Origin of the sequence: Sphingomonas kaistensis (genome assembly GCF_036884275.1) — a bacterium.
Lineage (GTDB): Bacteria > Pseudomonadota > Alphaproteobacteria > Sphingomonadales > Sphingomonadaceae > Sphingomicrobium > Sphingomicrobium kaistense_A.
This window is the reverse complement of the sequence record NZ_CP145607.1, coordinates 1827326-1846810: the sequence shown is the minus strand read 5'-3', so window position 1 is coordinate 1846810 and position 19485 is coordinate 1827326. Positions and strand designations below refer to the sequence as shown.

Below are 19485 nucleotides of genomic sequence, written 5' to 3'. Positions count from 1 at the left end.
ATGCTCGGCGCTTTGGCACGTCATCGCTCACGCTTCGCCACAGCATGGGGTTCGATTATGGATGATTTGCCGGAACCCGCGCCGTGGCCCAGCCGCTTTGTCAGCGACGGGGAATGGGCGGGCTGGACGCAGTTCACCGCCGATCCGTTCGAAGAACATGCCGGTCCGTTCTTCTACCGCCGCGAGAACGATGGCTCCATCCGCTGCGCGATGCGGGTCGAGTACAAGCATTTGAACGGCGGCCATTTCGTCCACGGCGGCGCGCTGATGACCTTTGCCGACTATTGCCTATTCGCACTCGCGCTCGATGCCCTCTCCGGCGGGCCGGCCGTGACCGCGACCTTCAATAGCGAATTCATCGCGTCGGTCGGGGCGGGGGCGCTGATCGAATGCACCGGCGAAGTCCTTCGCAGCACCCGACACCTGATCTTCGTGCGCGGGATCTTGCACAGCGGGGCTGAGCCGATCTTCGCGTTTTCGGGGACGCTCAAGCGAATTCGCCTGACCGCCGCCGATCGGCCCTGACGACCCAATCCGAACGCTCTTGCATTATCGAACTGACTGGACGATGCTGACAGCGTCGAACAGTCTGCTGTTGCACCTGGCGCGATACTGGAGGGGAGACCATGCGAACCGTTTATGCAACCTCGCTGATGGCATTGGCCGTCGCGCTCAGCCAACCTGCCGCGGCACAAACCGCCGGCACTGCCGCACAGCCTGCGGGCGATCCGGTCGAAGAAACGCAAACCGCCGCACCACCAGCGCCGGTGGCCGCGGAAGAACCGACCGGGCCGCAGGTTTCCGACATCATCGTCACTGCCCAGCGTCGCAGCACGCGGCTTCAGGACACGTCGGCCGCGATCAGCGCCTTTGGCGGTGCCGACCTTGAAGAAAGCCGGGTGCTGAGCTTCGAGGATCTGGCCGGCCAGGCGACATCCCTGTCGTTCACCGCGCTGTCGCCGCTCGACCAGGAGTTCAACGTCCGCGGGATCACCAACACGCGCCTCGATTCGCCGACCGCCGACCAGTCGATCGGAATCTTCGTCGACGACGTCTATGTCGGTCGCTCGGGCCTCTTCAATTTCGACCTTTACGACATCGATCGTGTCGAGGTGATCCGTGGGCCGCAGGGCGTGCTGCTCGGCCGCAACGTGGTCGGCGGCGCGGTCAGCATCTACAGCGCGGCGCCCAAGTCGGTCTTCGGCGGAAGCATGACCGCCGGCTACGGCAACTACAATGAGAAGCTGGTCAAGGGCCACCTGACCGGCCCACTCAGCGAGGGCCTCAACGGCCGTTTCGCCTTTCAGGTGCGCCAGCGCGACGGCTTCAATCAGGACATCGCGCACGACGTCGATCTCGACAATGTCGACAGCATTCAGATGCGCGGCCAGGTCGAATATCGCCCCGCCGGCAGCACCTTCGCGGCGCGCCTGATCGCCGACTACACCCGCGACAAGGCAAATGGCTTCCACTCGGTGGTGGTCGACGGTCCCGCCCCGGGCGCCGGCCCGTGGAGCACGGCCCGCGCCCGCGTCGCCGCCATTCGCGGCGGCCTGTCGGTCCGCGAAAGCCTGCCCGACTGGAACACCTACAAAGGCGATGCCTATCCCAGCCCGCAAGCCTTGAGCCGCAAGGCGTGGGGCCTGACGCTCAACCTGCAACAGGAGTTCGAGGGCTTTGCCACGCTGACCTCGATCACCGGCTATCGCCAGGGCAACGGCTTCAACCGCTACGACCAGACCGGCATCGGACCGAGCAATGCCTACGGCATTTCCATTCCCCTGCTGTTCCGTTCCCCGGTTCGGGAGCTGGAGCGGATCAAGCAGTTGAGCCAGGAAATCCGCCTGGTCTCGCCCAAGGTCACCGATCGAGGCTTCGACTGGATCGCCGGCGTCTACGCTCAACGCGACCGGATCCGTAAGAACGATACCATCAGCTTCGAAATCCTGACCCCACCGCTCCCGACGCTCAACGGCGAATCCGCGTGGGACAACCGCGGCCGCAACGAATCCTATGCGGTGTTCGGCCAGCTCGGCTATCGCTTCAGCCCGCAGCTCCGCGTCGTCGGCGGGCTTCGCTATTCGCACGACAAGAAGAGCGGCCGGGTCACGGGCCTGGCGGTCGAAACGGGTGACAAGTTCAACCCGAACGACATCATTCCCGCTTCGCCTTTGTCGTCCACCTATCGCGAGGGCGGCGGTTACACGACCGACTATTCGGACACGTGGAGCCAGCTGACCCCGCAAGCCACGGTCGAATTCAAGGCAAACCGCAACGTCCTGCTCTACGCAACCTTCTCGACCGGCTACAAAGGCGGCGGCTTCGAGGACGATCCCGCCAACGATGTCGCGGCGCGCACCAGCTACGATCCCGAAAAGGTCGAAAGCTACGAAGTCGGCGCCAAGCTCGACCTGTTCAATCGCCGCGCGCGGCTGAACATCGCCGCCTTCTCGATGCGCTACAAGAATCTGCAGGTCACCCAGACCTCGCAGGTCTGCCTGTGCAACATCACCGACAATGCCGCTGACGCGAAGATCAAGGGGATCGAAGCGGAAGCCACCGTTGCCCTGTTCCGTGGGCTGAGCCTCAACGGCGGCCTGACCTTGCTCGACACCAAATACATCAAGTTTACCGACTCGGTCGGCAACGTGAACGACGGCAAGTTCCTGCAGCGTACCCCGCGTTACCAGTTCAACGTCGGCGCCAATTACACGACCGACCTCGGCACTTGGCAGAACGGCTTCACGGCCAACATCAATTACAACCGCCAGGGCAAATTGAGCTGGAACCCCGAAGGCAGCGCCAACGAGCCCGGCTACGGCCTGCTCGACGCGCGCGTATCGGTCAGCCCCAATCCCGACCTCACCTTCTCGGTCTGGGGCCGCAATCTGACGGACAAGCTCTACCGCGTGAACGCCATTGCCTTCTTCGGCGACGAAGCTTCGCGCCTGGGTGCTCCGCGCACCTACGGAGCGGAGATCGCCGTCAAATTCTGAGCCTTCGTCAACTCAGGCAAAAAGGGCTCCGGTCACACCGACCGGAGCCCTTTTCTTTTGGCCGCAGGAGCGGGCGCGTCAGTCGCGCGTGTAGCTGAGATCATCGGGCGCCTTGGCCCCCATGGTCATGTTTTTGTGCGCCGTATCGAACAGCCCCATGCACCAGCCTTCGGACGAGGGCTGGTCGCGGTTCCAGTCGAAGATCGCGCGGCGGTGCGCGATCCGCCATTCGCCGTTCCGCCGCTCGAACTTGTCGAAGCTGCGCGCGCCGGTCAGCGTGTCGCACGGTTCGCCATCCTTGGGAAAGCGGGCAAAGGTCAGGATGTAGCTTTCGACCCAGGCGGTGTCGTCGCCGGCAAAGTCGATGTGCACGTTGCCGACGAAATGCTGCATCGTCGTGCCATTGGCTTTCATCCGCTGCGCCGCGCCTTTGAGATAGGGCACGGCCGGACCTTCATACGCGGGTCCGTGCACCTCGATCGCATCGTCCCAATAGCAGCTCAGCAGCAGCTCCTCGTCGCCGCGGTCGATGCCGCGCGCATAGCGCATCATCACGTCGTGAATGTCCTGCCGCGCCAGCATGGTCTCGACGGTGTTGATATGCGCCATCACTTCCTCCCGCGGCCGATCGAGGCGGCCATCGATGTCTTGAGCGTATGCGGATCGCGGGCCAGGAACGCGCGGACCGACACCGCATGAGGGTCGGTGTCATGCTCGTCGATATTGTGCGTGACGGCGGTGAGGCCGGCCTTGCCGATCGCGCGCGGCGAAGATTTCTCCTGCCAGGTGACGTGGCTCGCCATGCGGGTGTCGACCGAGCCGACGATCAGCGCGTGGACGGTAATGTTCATCGGCGCGAGCTCGGCACGCAGACAGTCGCTCGCCGCGCGCATCGCGAACTTGGACGGGCTGTAGCCGCCCATGTTGGGCACCGCGACGATCCCGCCCGCCGACAGCACATTCACCACCGCGCCGCCGCCGTTCTTTTCCATGATGGGCGCAAAGGCGCGGATCATCGCGACGGGGCCGAGGTAATTGGTCTCGATCTCCTGCCGCATCGCGCGATCGTCTTCGGCGTTGAGCAGGGTGACGTTGTTGAACGCGCCGGCATTGTTGATCAGCAAGGTGAGGTCGGTCGCGGTCTGCGCCGCGCTTGCGATCTCCTCCGGCTTGGTGACGTCGAGCTGGATTGGCACCAGTCGCGGATCGGCCTTGGCCGCTTCCTCGGCATCGGCCAGCTGCCGCGCGGCGACATAGACCTTCGCTGCGCCGGCTTCGAGCAATTCCTGGACGAATCCCCTGCCGATACCGCGATTGCCGCCTGTCACCAGCGCGACGCACCCTTCGATCTTCATGCCTTTTGCTCCTCCATTTGCGTCACGCGCGCGTAGAAATCGGCAAACGCCGCCTCCCCGCCGGCAAAACCCGTGCCTCGTTCGAACCCGGCCAAAGTGTCGGCCTGTTCGGGCAGCGTCGCGACCCGCGCGACCGGACCTTCGAGCGCGCGCGCAGGCCGGACATGGCCGGCGCCCGCCACCCAGATGTCGCCGGTCCGGTTCCACTTGGGACTGCACAAGGCAACCAGTGCGTCGGCTGCACCCTTCGGTGACAGCCGCTTGTCAGGCACACGGTCCGGCCGCGCCGTCATGTTGGTCGCCGCATAAGGCGCGATCACGTTGACACGGATCGCAGTGCGGCGAAGCTCGTCGGCGAGGCTCAGCGCCCAAGCATTCAAGGCCCCCTTGGATGCCGAATAGGCCGCGCGCCCGCGCACCCCGTGCAGCCCTCCGGTCGAGGACACGAAAACGATTCGCCCGGCCGGGCTGTCGCGAAGCGCCGGGAGAGCCGCCTCGACCAGCGCGACATTGGCGAAGAAATTGATCCGCATGACTTCGGCAAGGCCGGTGTCGCCCTCGCCTACCTTCGTCGCCGGCCCGCTGACGCCGGCGTTGAGGACCAAGGTGTCGAGCCTGCCGAAAGCCTCCAGCGCGGCCGCGACGATCGCTTCCGGCGCACCCTCCCGGTCGACCGCGCTGCCCTCGACAATAGCACTCCCGCCCGCCGCCTCGATTCGCTCGACCACCGCCACCGCGCTGTGCGGCCGATCGGCATGCACCCGATTATTCACGACGACCCGGTGACTGCCGCCTAGTGCCTTCGCAAAGGCGGCGCCGAGGCCATTTCCCGCTCCGGTGACGACGGCGACGCGGCCGCCCTGATCTTCAGCCATGCCCCATGGCTACCACGTCAGTATGATAATGAAAGTATTATCTGACGTCCGGCGCCTGCTCGATCACCTTGTAATCGACCTCGTCCGGTTTCAGCGGCTTGCGGCATTCCGAACAGACCACCTTGGGATCGAGCGGATTGCCGCAGACTTTATGCGTCAGCAGCAGCGGAGGGCCTTCGGGCGAGACATAATATTGGTCGCCCCAGCGCAGCAGCATCAGCAGCACCGGGAAATATTCGACGCCCTTGCGGGTGACTCGATATTCGTTGCGCCCGGGCGACGACGGATCGGGCCGCTGGCGGATCACCCCGACCGACTGCAGCCATTGCAATCGCTCGGTCAGGATGTTGGTCGCCATGGCGGTGTCCAGGCGGATATCCTCGAACCGGGTGATCCCGGTGAAGATCGAGCGCATGATCAGACTCGCCCAGCGGTCGCCCATCAGCTGCGCCGCCTGGTCGAGCAGCGAGGTCGCGCCCGCACTCGACCCGCGCTGCTGGCGGCGGCGGCTGTAAAGCGGCGCCATCAGGCCGACGCCCGGCCCTTCCTTCCATTCGACCTCGGTCGCGTCGATCGTCTCGCCGCAACTGCCGCAGGCGGGCTCGGGCGCGAACTGCTGGCCGCAGGTCTTGTGGGTCAGCACGACACTGATCTTGTTGCGCGTCTCGCCGCATTTCTGCTCCCAGCGGAGCATCATCAGCGAGGTCCAGTAAACGTCGCGCCCCTTCGGGGTCATCACATAAGCGTAGCGCGGCGGCCGCTCGCAATAGAGTTGCCGCTCCATCAGCCCCGCTGCGACCAGCCGCTTCAGCCGGTCCGACAGCAGCGCGTTCAACAGGCCGGTGCGGCTGCGCAGTTCGTCATATTTGCGCGCGCCGAGCCAGCTCGCTTCGAGGATCAGCAGAATCGGCGTATCGCCGACGACTTCGAGGGCGCGCCAAACGGAACAGGTTCGGATCAGGGTCGGGGCGTTCATTGCGCTCGGTCTATAGCCGCCTCACATCTCCGGGGTCGAGCGGGCGGCGTGCCGCGCGGCGACGAAAAAGAGTGCGGCGCCAATCGCATATCCGGCGGGCGCGACGATCGCCATCGCATAGCGGATGCCATCGCCGCCCGGGAACAAGGCGTCGCCCAGTGCTGCCGTGACGCTGGGCCCGAAGCCGATTCCGACGAGATTGATGATAAAGACGTAGAGTGCGGCGACGGTGGCGCGCATCCCGCTGGGCGAGAGTTGCTGGAGCACCGAGGGCGCGGCGCTTACCACCCCGGCCGCGGCCGAGAAGAAGGCGATGAACAGCGCCGCCATCAGCCACAGGGATTCGACCAAAGGAAAGGCCGCGGCAGCGAGCACTGCGATCGACACCGACCAGCCGCAGAAGCGCATCCGCGAGGCCGGCGTGCCGCCGCTCAGCCGGTCCATCAGCGCGCCGAAGCCGATCATGCCGATCAGCCCGCCCGCGATCAGCATCGCGCCCGACAGGAAGCCCGCATTGGCCAGCGCCAGCCGACCCCCGCGCACCAGCATCGCGGGCAGCCAGTTGACGGTGCCGAGCACCGACAGGTTGACCGCCGCCACGCCAAGAAACACTGACCAGAAGAACCCGGCATTGCGGCGAAGATGCTCGCGCACCTCACGCACGCTCGACGCCGGCGCGCGGGCGCCCATGGCATGACTGGGATCACGGATCAGCAGGAACAGCAGGCTGATGAGAAAGCCCGGAAGCCCCGCGACGATAAAGGCGAATTGCCACGGCCGCACCTCGCCGATCAGCGGCATCGAAACGCTGTCGGCGCCCGCCACCAGTGACACCACCGCCCCGCCGATCATGAACGCCAGCCCCGCCCCGATCGCCGACCCCAGACCGAACACGCCCATGGCAAGGCCGAGGCGGCGGCGATCGAAACTGTCGGAGATCATCGAATAGGCGGCCGGCGACAGCACCGCCTCGCCGACCCCGACGCCCATCCGCGCGACGAACAAGCCGGCGAAGCTGGTCGCAAAGCCGCATGCCACCGTCATCGCGCTCCACAGCGCGATCCCCGCCGATACCGCGCGCGGGCGGTGGACCCGGTCGATCAGCCGGCCGAGCGGAATGGCCGCCAGCGTGAAGAACAACGCGAAGGCCAGACCCTGCAGCAGGCTGACCTGCGTATCACTGATCCCGAGGTCGGCCTTGATGCTATCGACCAGCAGGCCGATGATCATCCGGTCGACGAAGCTGACAATATAGGCGACGAACAGGGCGGCGAGCAGCAACCAGGCGCCAAGCGAATTGCGCTGGGCGGTGGCGGCTGGCGGTTCGGGGCTGAGCATGGCTGGCCTTCCGCCCTAGAAGTCCTCGCCGACCCCCATCGCCTCCAGCAATTCCTTGCGGTCGTAATATTCGCGCCACTCGGCGACCTTGCCGTCGCGAATTTCGAGCACGCCGACCACCGGCACCTTGCCGCTGTGACCCTTGAAGGTGAAATTGTCGGTCCGTTCGAGGAAGACCGTGTTGCCCTTGACCGCAATGTTGCGCGGTTCGATCTTCATGTAGCTTGCATTGTCGACCAGGAATTTCATCCGCGGGCGGATGTTCTCGCGACCCTTGATCGGGTCGATCATCATCGAATGGAGTACGCCGTCCTCGGTGAACAGGTCGGCGATCTTGTCACCGTCGCGGTCGTCCCACGCCTTGATCATCTGCATCACGACTTGGACGGGATCCTGGCTCATGCGACTCTCCTTGGCTGGTTTTGCTGTGGGGGCGGCAGCGGCCGCCTGGGGCAGGCAACATGCCGCCAGCAACAGGAGGGAATTCCTCGCCAACGTCTGCATACAGCCTCCTAAATATTGTTATGAAAGTCAGACTGTCGCGCGATACAGGTTGCGTCAAGGAGCTTGTCGATAAACTTGCGCAATCGAACGGACTACCGTAATTCCCTCGCAGCCTCATTTGCCCGGAAGTGCGTCCATGAAAGTCGAAAAGCTCCCGCCCGTCGTCTCCTCGCTGCAGCCGAGCAATCACCCCTACCTCAACGGGGCCTGGACCCCGCTGCACGAGGAAGTGAACGCCACCGATCTTGAGGTGATCGAAGGCACCATCCCGACCGACATCGATGGCATCTATCTCCGCAACACCGAGAACCAGCTTCACCAGCCGCTTGGCCGCCACCATCCGTTCGACGGCGATGGCATGATCCACCAGATCAGCTTCGCGAACGGGACCGCCACCTACCGCAACCGCTTCATCCGCACCCGCTGCTTCGAAGCCGAACAAATCGCCGGCGGGTCGTTGTGGGGCGGGCTGATGGACGGCAATGCGGTGTCCAAGCGGCCGGGCTTCGGCGCCCACGGTGGGCTGAAGGACAGCGCATCGACCGACGTCATCGTTCACGCCGGAAAGGCGATCGCCACCTTCTACCAATGCGGCGAAGGCTACATCCTCGACCCCGAAACGCTCGACCAGTCGGGCGTCGCGTCTTGGGTCCCGCTGGACGGCGTCTCGGCCCATCCCAAGGTCGACGAGGAAACCGGCGAACTCCTCTTCTTCAATTACTCCAAATCCGCGCCCTACATGCATTACGGCGTGGTCGACGCGACCGGCAAACTCACGCACTACACGCCGGTGCCGCTGCCCGGCCCGCGCCTGCCGCACGACATGATCTTTTCGAAGAACTGGTCGATCCTCAACGACCTGCCGGTGTTCTGGGACCAGGAACTGATCGAGACCAGGGGGCTCCACGCAGTTCGCCTGCACGAAGGCATTCCCGCCCGCTTCGCCCTCATTCCGCGCCACGGCAGCGCCGACCAGATCCGCTGGTTCGAAGCCGCGCCGACTTACGTCCTCCATTTCCTCAACGCCTATGAAGAAGGCGACGAGGTGATCGTCGATGGCTACTTCCAGGAAAACCCGACGCCCAAGCCGCAGCCCGACGCGGGCGCGCACGGCCACCTGATGAGCTATCTCGACGGCCATGCGCTCAGCACCAAACTGCACCGCTGGCGCTTCAATCTCGCCGACGGCACCACCCACGAGGAACGGCTCGACGATCGCACGGTCGAATTCGGCATGATCAACCAGAAGTATGCCGGCAAGAAATACCGCTACGCCTATTCGACCGTCGCCAAGCCCGGCTGGTTCCTGTTCGAAGGCTTCGTCAAGCACGACCTCGAAACGGGCGAAGCGATCGAAATCAAGCTCGAACCCGGCCGCTACGCCTCGGAAGCGCCCTTCGCCCCGCGCATCGGCGCGGTGGACGAGGACGACGGCTATCTCGTCAGCTTCATCATCGACGAAAACCGCGGCACCAGCGAGTGCATCCTGATCGACGCCAAGCGCTTCGCCGACGGCCCGGTCTGCCGCATCGCGCTGCCGCACAAGATGTCGAGCGGGACCCACGCCCACTGGGTCGATCGAACAAGCCTGCGCAAGGCTCGCGCTGACGAGATCGCCCGGCTCCAGACCGCCGGCTGATTGTCATTTAAAGCTGCGCGAGCACCGCCTCGCGCAGCTCGGAGCGGACCACCTTGTTCATCGCGTTGCGCGGCAGGCGGTCGAGTGTCACCAGCCGCTCGGGCAATTTGAACACCGCCACCCCGCGCTCCTTGAGGAACGCGCTGACGTCGGCGATCGACAGCTCGGCTCCGTCTGCCGGAACGATCCCCACCGCGACCCGCTCGCCGAGATCCGCGTCGGGAATACCTACCGTCGCCGCTTCGCGACTACCCGGCAAACCAGCGAGCAGGTCGTCGAGCTCGGCCGGCGAGATGTTGACCCCGCCGCGCACGATGATCTCCTTGGACCGCCCGACGAAGCGGTAGAAGCGCTCGAGACTGCCCTCCCCCGCAATCTCGAACTGGTCGCCGGTGCGGAACCAGCCGTCCTGGTCGAAGGCGGCGGCGGTCAGTTCGGGCGCCTGCCAATAGCCGCCGAACAATGTCGCGCCTTTCAGCCGCAACTCGCCGGGCCGCCCCGGCTCGTCGATTTCCTCGCCGGAGTCGAGGTCGACCAAGCGGGTCCGCAGCGCCTCGTGGTTGAGCCCGCTCCAGCCGTGCCCCTCGACCCCGAAACGCGGAAAGTAGCGCGAGCGGTCGGTGGTATCGGGCACGTCGACCGCGCTCGAATAAAGCGAGGCCCCTTCGTTCGACCCGAAGATGTTGCAGATCTCGATGCCAAGCGCCTGCCAGCCCTCGATCAACCACGGCGACAGCGGCGCAGAGCCCGAACCGATCGCGCGCAGCGACGTGAGGTCGAACTTTTCCATCAGCGCCGGCTGCTTGAGCAACGCAGTCAGCACGGCCGGCGGAGCGATGGTGTAGGTGACCTTCTCCGCCTCGATCTGCTGAAGGAAGATGCCGAGGTCGAAGGGATGGTGCAGCACCAGCCGCGCGGGCAGCGTCAGCCACGGCATGACCAGCCCGCCGATCGACCCGATGTTCACCAATGGAAAAGGATTGAGCAACGTGTCGCCAGGCACCATCCCGGTCCCCTGCGCCACCACATGCGCGTTCAGGATCCAGTGATTGTGATCGCGCGGGACGCCCTTGGGCCGCGATTCCGTCCCCGACGTCCAGCAGATGGTCAGCACCTCGCCGCCGACGGTCGGATTTGCGGCGACATAGGCCTCCACCGTCGCCGGGTCGGCCTCGTCCATTTCCGCGCGGAGGTCGCCATAGCCATCGCCGAACAACGCGACGTCGAGCCCCAATTCCCGCCCCTGTGCGGCATGATCGAAACCGGCGAAGCTGGGCACAGTCACGAACAAACGCGGTTTCGTCTGGGCCGAAATGAACGCAAGCTCGTGCACACGATATTGCATCACCACGGGCGACACGATCAGCCCCAGCCGCGCGCAGGCGAGAAACAAGAGCACCGCATCGACCGTGTTGGGCAATTGCGCCAGAACGATTTCGTCCTTCCGCAAGCCTCGCGCAAGCAATGCCGCTGCAAGCCGCTCGACACGGTCGGCGACCTCGTTCCAACTCAGCCGCTCCGGCGCCCGTCCGTCCAGCGCCTCACGATTGAGGGGATCGACCAGCGCAATCGGGTCACCCCCCTGCCCGACCGCCGAATGCAAGGCAGCGACGACATTGTCTCCGGTCCACCAGCCCTTGTCCTCAAAGGCTCGGATACGCTCTGGGGGAGTGAGAAACATTGGTCCTCCACTTAGCCGGCCCAGTCGTCGCAAAGTGACCGCTTCCGACTTTCATAAATATACTGACACCGGCAGGCAAGTTGGCTACGCCAGACGCACTGACAGTCGGGGCAAGACGAAACACGTGGCCAGAATTGTGCAATGGGCAACGGGGTCGATGGGGCGGACATCGATCCGCCGGATCCTGGATGATCCCCGCCATCAACTCGTCGGCGGCTTCGTCTACGGCGCTCGGAAGAACGGCAACGATCTTGGCGCCATCGCGCGGCGCGATCCCATCGGCGTCGCCGCCACGAACGACCGTCAGCAGATCCTCGACCTCGATGCCGACCTGGTCCTCCACATGCCGCGCATCACGCTTCCCTATGACGCGCTTGTCGACGACGTCGCCGCGCTGCTCAGGAGCGGCAAGAACATCATCTCGGTCGCGGGCTTTCACTTTCCGCAGGCGCATGGGGAAGACTATGTCCGCCGCCTGCACGACGCGGCGATCAAGGGTGGCGCGACCCTCGCCGGGGTCGGCGTGAACCCTGGGCTGATCGTTGAGCGGCTGGCGCTGGCCGCAACCGCGATGAGTCACGAGCTCGAGCGCTTGGCGGTATTCGAGACGGTCGACGCTTCGGCCATGACCTCGCCCGACTTCGTGTTCGGCCTGATGGGCTTCAACAGCGATCCCGCGGCCGCCGACATCCGCTCGGGGCCGCTCGCCGACCTTTACGGCCAGCTCTTCTCCGAGGTGCTGCATTTCGCCGCGGCTGAGCTCGGCACGAGCGTCCGCGAGATCCGTCCCGACCACCGACTCACCTTGGCGCCTAAGCCGCTGACCATCGCCTCCGGCCAGATCGAGGAAGGCCGCGTCGCTGCCACCGAATGGCGCTGGACGGCGCTGACCCAAGCGGGCCCCGAAATTCTGATGTCGATCCTGTGGACCGCCGACCCGTCGCTGCACGGCCCCGACAAGCTCGGCCACTGGAAGATCGAAATCACCGGCCGCCCGGCCATTACGATGACCCTCGACATCACCGAAGCCGATCCCGCCATGCCGCCCTCGCGCGCGCTGACCGATGCGGTCGTCGCGGTCGCAGTCCGCGCCATTCCCGACGTCATCGCCGCCCCGCCCGGCTTTTTCGCCTATCGCCCGCCCGCTGCGTGGAGCGCCGCATGACCGTCTTTATCCATGACGCCGTCCGCACCCCGCGCGGAAAGGCCCGGCCCGATGGCGGTCTTGCCGGCCAAACCCCGCACGGCCTCGTCGCCCATCTCGTCGAGGCGCTGGAACAGCGCGGCAGTGAGGCGCGGCGGGTCGATCACCTGACGCTCGGCTGCGTCGGCCAGGTCGGTGCGCAGGGCGGCCACCTCGGCATGGTCGCCAAGCTTGCCAGCCGGCTCCCCGACAGCACCGTCACGCACACGCTCAACAACTATTGCGCCTCGGGCCTGAGCGCGATCGGCCAGGCCGCCGCCTCCATCAAGGCGGGGCAGCTCGACCGCGCGCTCGCCGGCGGGGTCGAGATGATGAGTCACGTGCCCTTCATGGCCGACCGCGCGAGCTATTACGAAGCGACCGAGTTCGAACCGCGACTACGCTACATTCCGGTCGCCCTCGCCGCCGACCTGCTTGCGGAGAAGGAAGGTATCGATCGCGCCGCGCTGGACGCCGCCGCCCTGCGTTCCCAGACCCTTGCCACCGCTGCCGAAAGCAACGCGGCGTTTCAGCGGTCGCGGATTGCCATCGGCGAGTTTGCGCGCGACGAAGCCGTCCGCCCGACCACCAGCGAAAAACTCGCCGCTCTGCCCCCTGCCTTCGCCGCGATGGCCGGCGCTTATGCCGGGCCGCTGGAGGCGCAGGCGATCGACCACCGCCACACCGTCGCCCACGCCCCGCCGATGGCCGACGGCGCCGCGCTCGCCCTGGTCGGCAGGGACGGCAGCGGCGCGCGGGCGAAGATCCTCGGCTATGCCGAAGCCGGCGGCGATCCGCGCGACAGCCTGACCGCGGGCTTCGCCGCGCTGGACAAGGTGCTCGCCGCCACCAACCTCACGCTCGCCGACGTCGGCCGGATCGAGTTCATGGAAGCCTTCGCCGTCGTCATCGCCCGCTTCCTGCGCGAAGGCCGCATCGACGAGTCCCGGGTCAACGCCTCGGGCGGGCACCTCGCCAAGGGCCACCCGATGGGCGCGACCGGGGCGATCCTCCTTTCCACCCTGCTCGACGTGCTCGAGGCCGCCGACGAGACCATCGGAGTGGTCGTCGCGACCGGCGCGCAGGGTGTAGGCGCGGCGATGGTGGTGGAGCGGCTGGCATGACCCACCCCCTGCTCGCCCGCCTCCGCCTTCCCGTCGTCGCCGCGCCGATGTTCCTCGTCACCGGCCCGGAGATGGTGATCGCCGCCGCCCGCAATGGCATCGTTGGCGCCTTTCCGACGCCCAACTGCCGCACCGCCGATGAACTCGACCGCTGGATGGAAGAGATCGCCTCGGGCTGCGCCGACGCACCGGGCCTGTGGGCCGCCAACCTCGTCACTCATTCGACCAACCCGCGCCTCGCCGACGACCTCGCACTGGTCGCAAAGCATAAGCCGCCCATCGTTATCACCGCGCTCGGCAGCCCGGCCCCGGTGGTAGAAGCGGTGCATGCCTATGGCGGTATCGTCCTCGCCGACGTCGTCAGCGAGACGCTCGGACGCAAGGCGGCGGCGGCCGGCGCCGACGGGCTGGTCGCGGTCGCAGCAGGCGCCGGCGGCCATACTGGCAGCCTGTCACCCTTCAGCTTCCTCGCCGTGCTGCGCAGCTTTTTCGACGGCATCGTCTGCCTCGGCGGCGGGATCGCCGAGGGCGCGGCGGTGGCGGGCGCGGTCGCGGCGGGCGCCGACCTCGTCTACATGGGCACGCGCTTTCTCGCCGCCGAAGAGAGCCGCGCCAGCGAGGGCTACAAGGCCATGGTCATCGCATCGAGCGCGAGCGATCTTCTGGTCAGCCCCGCCGTCACCGGCACGGCCGCCTCCTGGCTCAAGCCTTCGCTGGCCCAAGCCGGTTACGACATCGACCATCTCGATAGTCCCGCTAAGCGCGATTATTCCGCCCCGACCGGCGCGCGCTGGCGCGACGTGTGGTCGGCTGGACAGGGACTCCACGCGGTGACGGCGATCGAGCCCGTCGCGACAATCGTCGATCAACTCGAGCGCGGCTGGAATGAGGGTCGCGCCCGCCTTCTCAACACAGGAACTCCCGCATGACCGAACAGGAAATCGAAGCCTTCGCCGCCGACTTCGTCGATGCCGTCCAGCAGGGCGACGCCGACCGCATGCGCGCCTGCTACGCGCCGGGCGGGGTCATCTGGCACAACACCGACGGCGTGGAACAGACGATCGACGACAATGTGAAGGTGCTGGAGTGGTTCATCCGCACCCTCCCCGACCGCCAATACACCGTCCTGCGCCGCGAGCCTTTGAAGGACGGTTTCGTCCAGCAGCACGTCCTGTCCGCGACCTTGCCCGACGGCACGCCGTGGAAGATGGATGCCTGCGTCGTGGTCAAGATGAAGGACGGCAAGATCACACGCCTCGACGAATATATCGACAGCGCGGCAGGCGCGAAGCTCAGGGCGTTCGGCCGCTAGGCGGCGGAACGCTTAGGCGGCCACGGCACGAAGCCCGAGGTCCGCGCCACGTAATCGGCATAGCCGGGCTTGGTCTTGGTCATCTTCCGCTCGACCGTCGGCGCGCCCGACCACTTTATCAGTGTCCAGGTCAGCAGCGCCGGGCCGATGAAGCTCCACACGCCCGGGCCGGTCTCCGCCGCGATCAGGTACATGCCCCACCAGGCACAGGCATCGCCGAAATAATTGGGATGGCGGGTGTAGCGCCACAGGCCGCTGGTCATCACCTGGCCCTGGTTGGCGGGATCGCGCTTGAAGCGCACCAGTTGCGCGTCGCCGATCGTCTCGAAGGCGATGCCGAACAAGCTGAGCGCCGCGCCGACCCATGCCAGCGTGCCGAGCGGCGGCTGCGTGGCGACCTGCCCCAGTTGGACCGGCAGGCAGACGATGAACAGCAAGGGCGCCTGCGTCGCGAACACCAGCAGCGCAGACGCCTTGGCGAAGCTCCACCCGCGCTGTGCTTCGGCTTTGCCGAGCAACGCGACATAACGCCGGTCGCCGCCATGATCGCGCCATCGCCACAGCATGTAGCTGCCGAGCCGGATGCCCCACAGGGCGCACAGCCCGAGTAAGAGCAATTTGCGCTCATGCAGCCCGTCGGCGAGGAAGTAGCTGCTGATCGCCATCACGACCATGCCGAACGCCCAGAAGCTGTCGACCGGGGTGACGTCCTTGCCTTTCAGGCACAGCGCCCACAGCACGACGAAACACAGCACCAGAATGACGGCATTCGCCACTAGCAACGACCAAACCATCTTCTATCCCCCGTAAAGAATGTGGCTCAGACCACCCCGACGCCGGGCCCCGGCGTGTCGGCATAAAGCTGCTCGACGAGGTCGCTGCGGTGATCGAGCACCGCGCGGCGGTTGATCGTGCCCTTGTCCGAAATCTCGTGCGCATCGACCGACGGCGGGCTGGTCATGATCGCCACCCGCCGGATCGTCGCCGACCCACCCTGCTGACCGGCGTTGAAGTCGCGCAGGCGCTGGACGAGCTGGTCCAGCAGGTCCGCCGGCGCGTCGGCCTTGGGCCACACCAGCAGGGTCAGGAACGGGCGATTGTCGTCCGCCAGCACGATCTCGGTGACCAGCGGCGACAGCGCCTTCAGCAGCGCTTCGCGCAGCTGCCCGCCATAGACCCAGGTGCCGTTGGTGAGCTTGAATTCCTCGGCCATCCGCCCGGCAAAGGCGAGGCCCTGTTCGGGATGCGCTTCGTCATGAAACACCGCCATGTCGCCGGTCCGGTAATAGCCGTCCTCGTCGAACACCGCGGCGGTCTTCTCCGGTTCGTCCAGATAGCCGCTCATCAGCATCGGGCCCTTGAGACGCACTTCGTAACGCGCGCCGTTGGGTACCAGCTTGATGTCGACGCCAGGGCCCGGAAGCCCGATCCCGACCTTGTCGGTTTCGAAATGGATCGCGCAGCAGCCCGACACCGTCTCGGTCATGCCATAGCCGGTAGTCATGTGGACGCGGTGCCCGGTGGCGGCGACCGCATGCTGCTGAAGGCGGTCGTAGACCGGCTGCGGCAGGCCTGCGCCGCCGTAGAGCATCAACCGCATCTTCGCGAAGAAGGTGTCGCGCAACTGCTGGTCGCGGTCCATCGCATCGACCAGCATCGCGTAGCCGAGCGGCACGTTGTTGAAGTAAGCGACGCTCTTGCTGCGCAGGTTGTCGATCGAGCGCTCGAACAGCCCGGGCGCCGGCTTGCCGCTGTCGATGTGCAGCGTGCCGCCCAGCATCAGCCCCGCGCGCAGCACCGACGCGCCCGCAGCATGGTGCCACGGCAGCCAGTCGAGCATCTCGTCATCCCACCCGGCGGCGCGGCCGATCAGGCCGATCCCCTGCGCGGTATTGGCGGCGAGTGCGTCGAGTGATTGCTCGACCACCTTGGGCAAACCGGTTGACCCGCTGGTCATCATGTAGGAGCCGGTGGCCGACGGATCGACCGCCGCGACGGCCTCGTCGACCGCAGGCGTCGGCTCGGTTGCAATCGCGTCGGCATAGGCAACGGCTGCGTTGCCGAATACCGACGGATCGGTCGAGATGATCTGGCAATCGGCTCCGATCTCCTTCAGCGCCTTGGCGTACGGCGCCTTTGGATCGAGGAAGATCGCCGCCGGCTTGACCTTGGCGAACACGTGCCGAAGCCGGGCGTGATCGCCGCCGGCGACGCCATAGGCCGGGCTTACCGGACACAGGATCCGCCCCGTGGCAAAGGCGGCAAAGGTCATGGTCGCGACCGCGACGCTGTTCTCGGCCATGATCACCAGCACGCCGCGCGGCGGCAGGTGGTCGATCATCCATTGCGCTGCTCCGCGCACGTCGCGGGCGAGATAGCGAAAGCTGGTCGCCTTCCATTCGCCGGCGGGCTCGCGCTCGGCCAGCGCCGGCGCGTCGCCCTTCGTCTCTGCCATCGCGAAAAAGGCGCGCGCCAGATTGCCGTCGATCGGCTGATAGGGGTGATTGGTGGTCAGCCGGATCGTGCCGTCGGCGTCGCGATTGAGGTCGAGATCGACCGGCAGGAACTCGGCATGGCGAAACGGCGCCGAACGCCAGTCGCTATCTGTGCCAACGCGCTCTTCCTCGGCCACCGTCATTGCGCCGGCCGCCCCACCAGCTCCCTGACCTGATCGCTCCAGCCGCCGCCGGCCTTTTGGGCTTCGATCACGCCCCGATCGACATAATCGCGCCAGCCGCTGATCTTGTCGCCGCGAAACTCGATCACCCCGGCATAAGGCGCGGCGATCACGATGCCGTCCTTGGTGTCATATTCGTCGACGCCCTCGACGAACAGGCGGTCGCCGACCTCGGCATGATGAAAGATCCGCCAACGGACCTCGCCGATGTTCTTGCCGAACTGGTCGATGAAGGCGCGCGCCGCATCCTTGCCCTTTGCCGCCGGGGCGATCGCGGCGGCGTAATGCCACACCACGTCGTCGGTCATCTGGCTCAGGACGAAGTCGACGTCCTTGCGCTTCCACCCATCGATGACGGCCTGGAACTGCTGCATTCGGGTCATGGCTGGTTTCCTCGCAAAGGCTGGAACGGAGACAAGGGGAAGGGCGGCAAGAAGGGCGAGCAGATGCCGCCGACCAATCATCAGGCAGCTGCCTGCTCGACGATGAAGCTGACGGTGGTGGTGGTCGATCCGCCGATATTCAGCGTCTGGACGCGTTTAGCGCCCTCGACCTGATAGTCGCCCGCCGTGCCCGTCACCTGCTTGTGCGCGTCTAGCAGCATCCTGACGCCCGTTGCGCCGACCGGATGGCCGAGGCCGATAAGGCCACCCGACGGATTGATCGGGCACGCGCCGCCCATCTCGATCACGCCTTCCTCGATGGCCTTCCAGCTTTCGCCGGGCGCGGTCAGGCCCAGATGGTCGATCGCCATATATTCGGTGGCGGTGAAGCAGTCGTGGGTCTCGACCGCCGAAATGTCCTTGAGCTTGACCCCCGCGCGGCGCCGGGCGTCCTCGATCGCGCGGCGGACCTGCGGGAAGACATAGGGCTGGCCGGCGCTCGCCTTGACCTTGTGGTCGTAGGCGATCGGCGCGCTGCGGTGGCCCCAGCCGCTGATACGCGACAGGCTCGACAACGGAATGCCGCGCTCCCGGGCATAGTGCCGCGCGCGTTCGTCGGACGCGAGGAAGATCACGGTCGCGCCGTCGGTCACCTGCCCGCAATCCATCTTGCGGGTCCGCCCTTCGACAATCGGATTGGCCTCGTCGTCGGCGGTGAAGCTCTTGTCGGTGAAGCCATATTTGCGGGTCTGCGCGTTGGGGTTGTGCTTGGCGTTGCCGAAGTTGATCTCGGCGATCCGCATCAGATGCTCGTATTTCAGCCCGTGACGGGTGTCATATTCCTCCGCCAGATCGGAAAACGCCCGCGGCCAAACGTAGGCGGCATCGCCGAACTCATAGCCCGTCCACGCCGCCGCGCCGAGATGCTCGGCCGCGGTCTTGCCCGGCACGTTGCGCATCTGCTCGATCCCGAGCACGCAGGCGAGGTCGTAGCGCCCGGCCTCGATCTCCGCCGTCGCCGCGAGGATCGCGACACTGCCGCTTGCACAGGCCGCCTCGTGCCGCGACGTCGGGAGGCCGTCGAGATCGGGATGCACCAATCCGAAAAAACCGCCGAGCAGCCCCTGCCCCGCGAACAGCTCACCGACAAAATTGCCGACGTGGCCCGTTTCGATATCCTTGGGCTCGAGGCCGGTCGCTTCCAGACCATGGTTCAACGCTTCGAAAAAGGCTCCGGCGATATCGAGCCCTTCGCGTGTCCAGTTGCGTCCGAAGTCGCTCTGCCAACCGCCAAGCACGTAAACCATTTGCGTCTGCCCCAATCGGAGTGGGTTTGATTACGCAAGTAAGCTATGCGCGCTGCGAGCAGATGACAAGCGGCGAATGCGCGCTGGTCCTTCGAGCGCGTCGAACGGTGCCCCCGGCGGGGGAAAGGACAAAGC

General features: G+C 66.0%; 18 protein-coding genes. 7 read left to right on the top strand and 11 right to left on the bottom strand.

Annotated elements, in window-relative coordinates:
• The first annotated feature begins 57 nt into the window (after positions 1-57).
• Together V6R86_RS08940 and V6R86_RS08935 are read left to right on the top strand one after the other, a co-directional pair.
• Entirely contained in the window at positions 58-525 is a 468-nt protein-coding gene (locus tag V6R86_RS08940) for a PaaI family thioesterase (protein ID WP_338503869.1), read from the top strand.
• 101 nt (positions 526-626) lie between these two features.
• Positions 627-2996 carry a TonB-dependent receptor gene (locus V6R86_RS08935; RefSeq protein ID WP_338503867.1) on the top strand — a complete coding sequence of 790 codons (2370 nt, stop codon included), beginning with the start codon at positions 627-629 and terminating at the stop codon, positions 2994-2996.
• Positions 2997-3074: 78 nt separating this feature from the next.
• On the opposite strand, the gene V6R86_RS08930 is transcribed toward V6R86_RS08935, so the two are convergent.
• From V6R86_RS08930 to V6R86_RS08905, 6 genes are read right to left on the bottom strand one after another with little or no spacing between them, the layout of a single operon-like run.
• Entirely contained in the window at positions 3075-3605 is a 531-nt protein-coding gene (locus V6R86_RS08930; protein WP_338503865.1) for a nuclear transport factor 2 family protein, read from the bottom strand.
• Entirely contained in the window at positions 3605-4351 is a 747-nt protein-coding gene (locus V6R86_RS08925) for an SDR family oxidoreductase (protein WP_338503863.1), read from the bottom strand. Before V6R86_RS08925 ends, V6R86_RS08930 begins: the two co-directional genes overlap by 1 nt.
• Positions 4348-5226, bottom strand: a complete 879-nt coding sequence (locus tag V6R86_RS08920; RefSeq protein WP_338503861.1) for an SDR family oxidoreductase — start codon at positions 5224-5226, stop codon at positions 4348-4350. The genes V6R86_RS08925 and V6R86_RS08920 overlap by 4 nt, the downstream gene beginning before the upstream one ends.
• 37 nt (positions 5227-5263) lie before the next feature.
• Positions 5264-6202 carry a helix-turn-helix domain-containing protein gene (locus V6R86_RS08915; RefSeq protein ID WP_338503858.1) on the bottom strand — a complete coding sequence of 313 codons (939 nt, stop codon included), beginning with the start codon at positions 6200-6202 and terminating at the stop codon, positions 5264-5266.
• A 21-nt stretch (positions 6203-6223) separates the two neighbouring features.
• Positions 6224-7540, bottom strand: a complete 1317-nt coding sequence (locus V6R86_RS08910) for an MFS transporter (protein ID WP_338503856.1) — start codon at positions 7538-7540, stop codon at positions 6224-6226.
• A gap of 15 nt (positions 7541-7555) precedes the next feature.
• Positions 7556-7942, bottom strand: coding sequence for an SgcJ/EcaC family oxidoreductase (locus V6R86_RS08905; protein ID WP_338503854.1), 387 nt, complete (start codon positions 7940-7942; stop codon positions 7556-7558).
• 238 nt (positions 7943-8180) lie between these two features.
• Between V6R86_RS08905 and V6R86_RS08900 the strand changes: the two genes are divergently transcribed.
• Positions 8181-9683, top strand: coding sequence for a carotenoid oxygenase family protein (locus V6R86_RS08900; protein ID WP_338503853.1), 1503 nt, complete (start codon positions 8181-8183; stop codon positions 9681-9683).
• 7 nt (positions 9684-9690) lie between these two features.
• On the opposite strand, the gene V6R86_RS08895 is transcribed toward V6R86_RS08900, so the two are convergent.
• A complete protein-coding gene (locus V6R86_RS08895; protein ID WP_338503851.1) occupies positions 9691-11364 on the bottom strand; it encodes a class I adenylate-forming enzyme family protein in 1674 nt (557 codons plus the stop codon).
• 124 nt (positions 11365-11488) lie between these two features.
• Here V6R86_RS08895 and V6R86_RS08890 point away from each other — a divergent pair, with 124 nt between their 5' ends.
• The 4 genes from V6R86_RS08890 to V6R86_RS08875 are packed head-to-tail and all read left to right on the top strand — an operon-like array spanning position 11489 to position 14983.
• Positions 11489-12529 carry a hypothetical protein gene (locus V6R86_RS08890; RefSeq protein ID WP_338503849.1) on the top strand — a complete coding sequence of 347 codons (1041 nt, stop codon included), beginning with the start codon at positions 11489-11491 and terminating at the stop codon, positions 12527-12529.
• Complete coding sequence (locus V6R86_RS08885; protein WP_338503846.1) at positions 12526-13671, top strand: acetyl-CoA C-acyltransferase; 1146 nt, start codon at positions 12526-12528, stop codon at positions 13669-13671. The genes V6R86_RS08890 and V6R86_RS08885 overlap by 4 nt, the downstream gene beginning before the upstream one ends.
• A complete protein-coding gene (locus tag V6R86_RS08880) occupies positions 13668-14600 on the top strand; it encodes a nitronate monooxygenase (protein ID WP_338503844.1) in 933 nt (310 codons plus the stop codon). Before V6R86_RS08885 ends, V6R86_RS08880 begins: the two co-directional genes overlap by 4 nt.
• Positions 14597-14983 (top strand): nuclear transport factor 2 family protein, encoded by a 387-nt coding sequence (locus V6R86_RS08875; RefSeq protein ID WP_338503842.1) that lies wholly within the window; start codon positions 14597-14599, stop codon positions 14981-14983. The genes V6R86_RS08880 and V6R86_RS08875 overlap by 4 nt, the downstream gene beginning before the upstream one ends.
• Here the strand turns inward: V6R86_RS08875 and V6R86_RS08870 are convergent.
• The 4 genes from V6R86_RS08870 to V6R86_RS08855 form a co-directional block, all read right to left on the bottom strand.
• A complete protein-coding gene (locus tag V6R86_RS08870; protein ID WP_338503840.1) occupies positions 14980-15777 on the bottom strand; it encodes a DUF1295 domain-containing protein in 798 nt (265 codons plus the stop codon). The genes V6R86_RS08875 and V6R86_RS08870 overlap by 4 nt on opposite strands.
• Positions 15778-15803: 26 nt before the next feature.
• The gene (locus V6R86_RS08865; RefSeq protein WP_338503839.1) at positions 15804-17621 is read right to left on the bottom strand and encodes an AMP-binding protein; all 1818 of its coding nucleotides are present in this window, start codon (positions 17619-17621) and stop codon (positions 15804-15806) included.
• On the bottom strand, positions 17618-18043 hold the full coding sequence (locus V6R86_RS08860) for a nuclear transport factor 2 family protein (protein ID WP_338503838.1): 426 nt from the start codon (positions 18041-18043) through the stop codon (positions 17618-17620). The genes V6R86_RS08865 and V6R86_RS08860 overlap by 4 nt, the downstream gene beginning before the upstream one ends.
• 80 nt (positions 18044-18123) lie before the next feature.
• The gene (locus V6R86_RS08855) at positions 18124-19350 is read right to left on the bottom strand and encodes an acetyl-CoA acetyltransferase (RefSeq protein WP_338503836.1); all 1227 of its coding nucleotides are present in this window, start codon (positions 19348-19350) and stop codon (positions 18124-18126) included.
• Between the last annotated feature and the right edge of the window lie 135 nt (positions 19351-19485).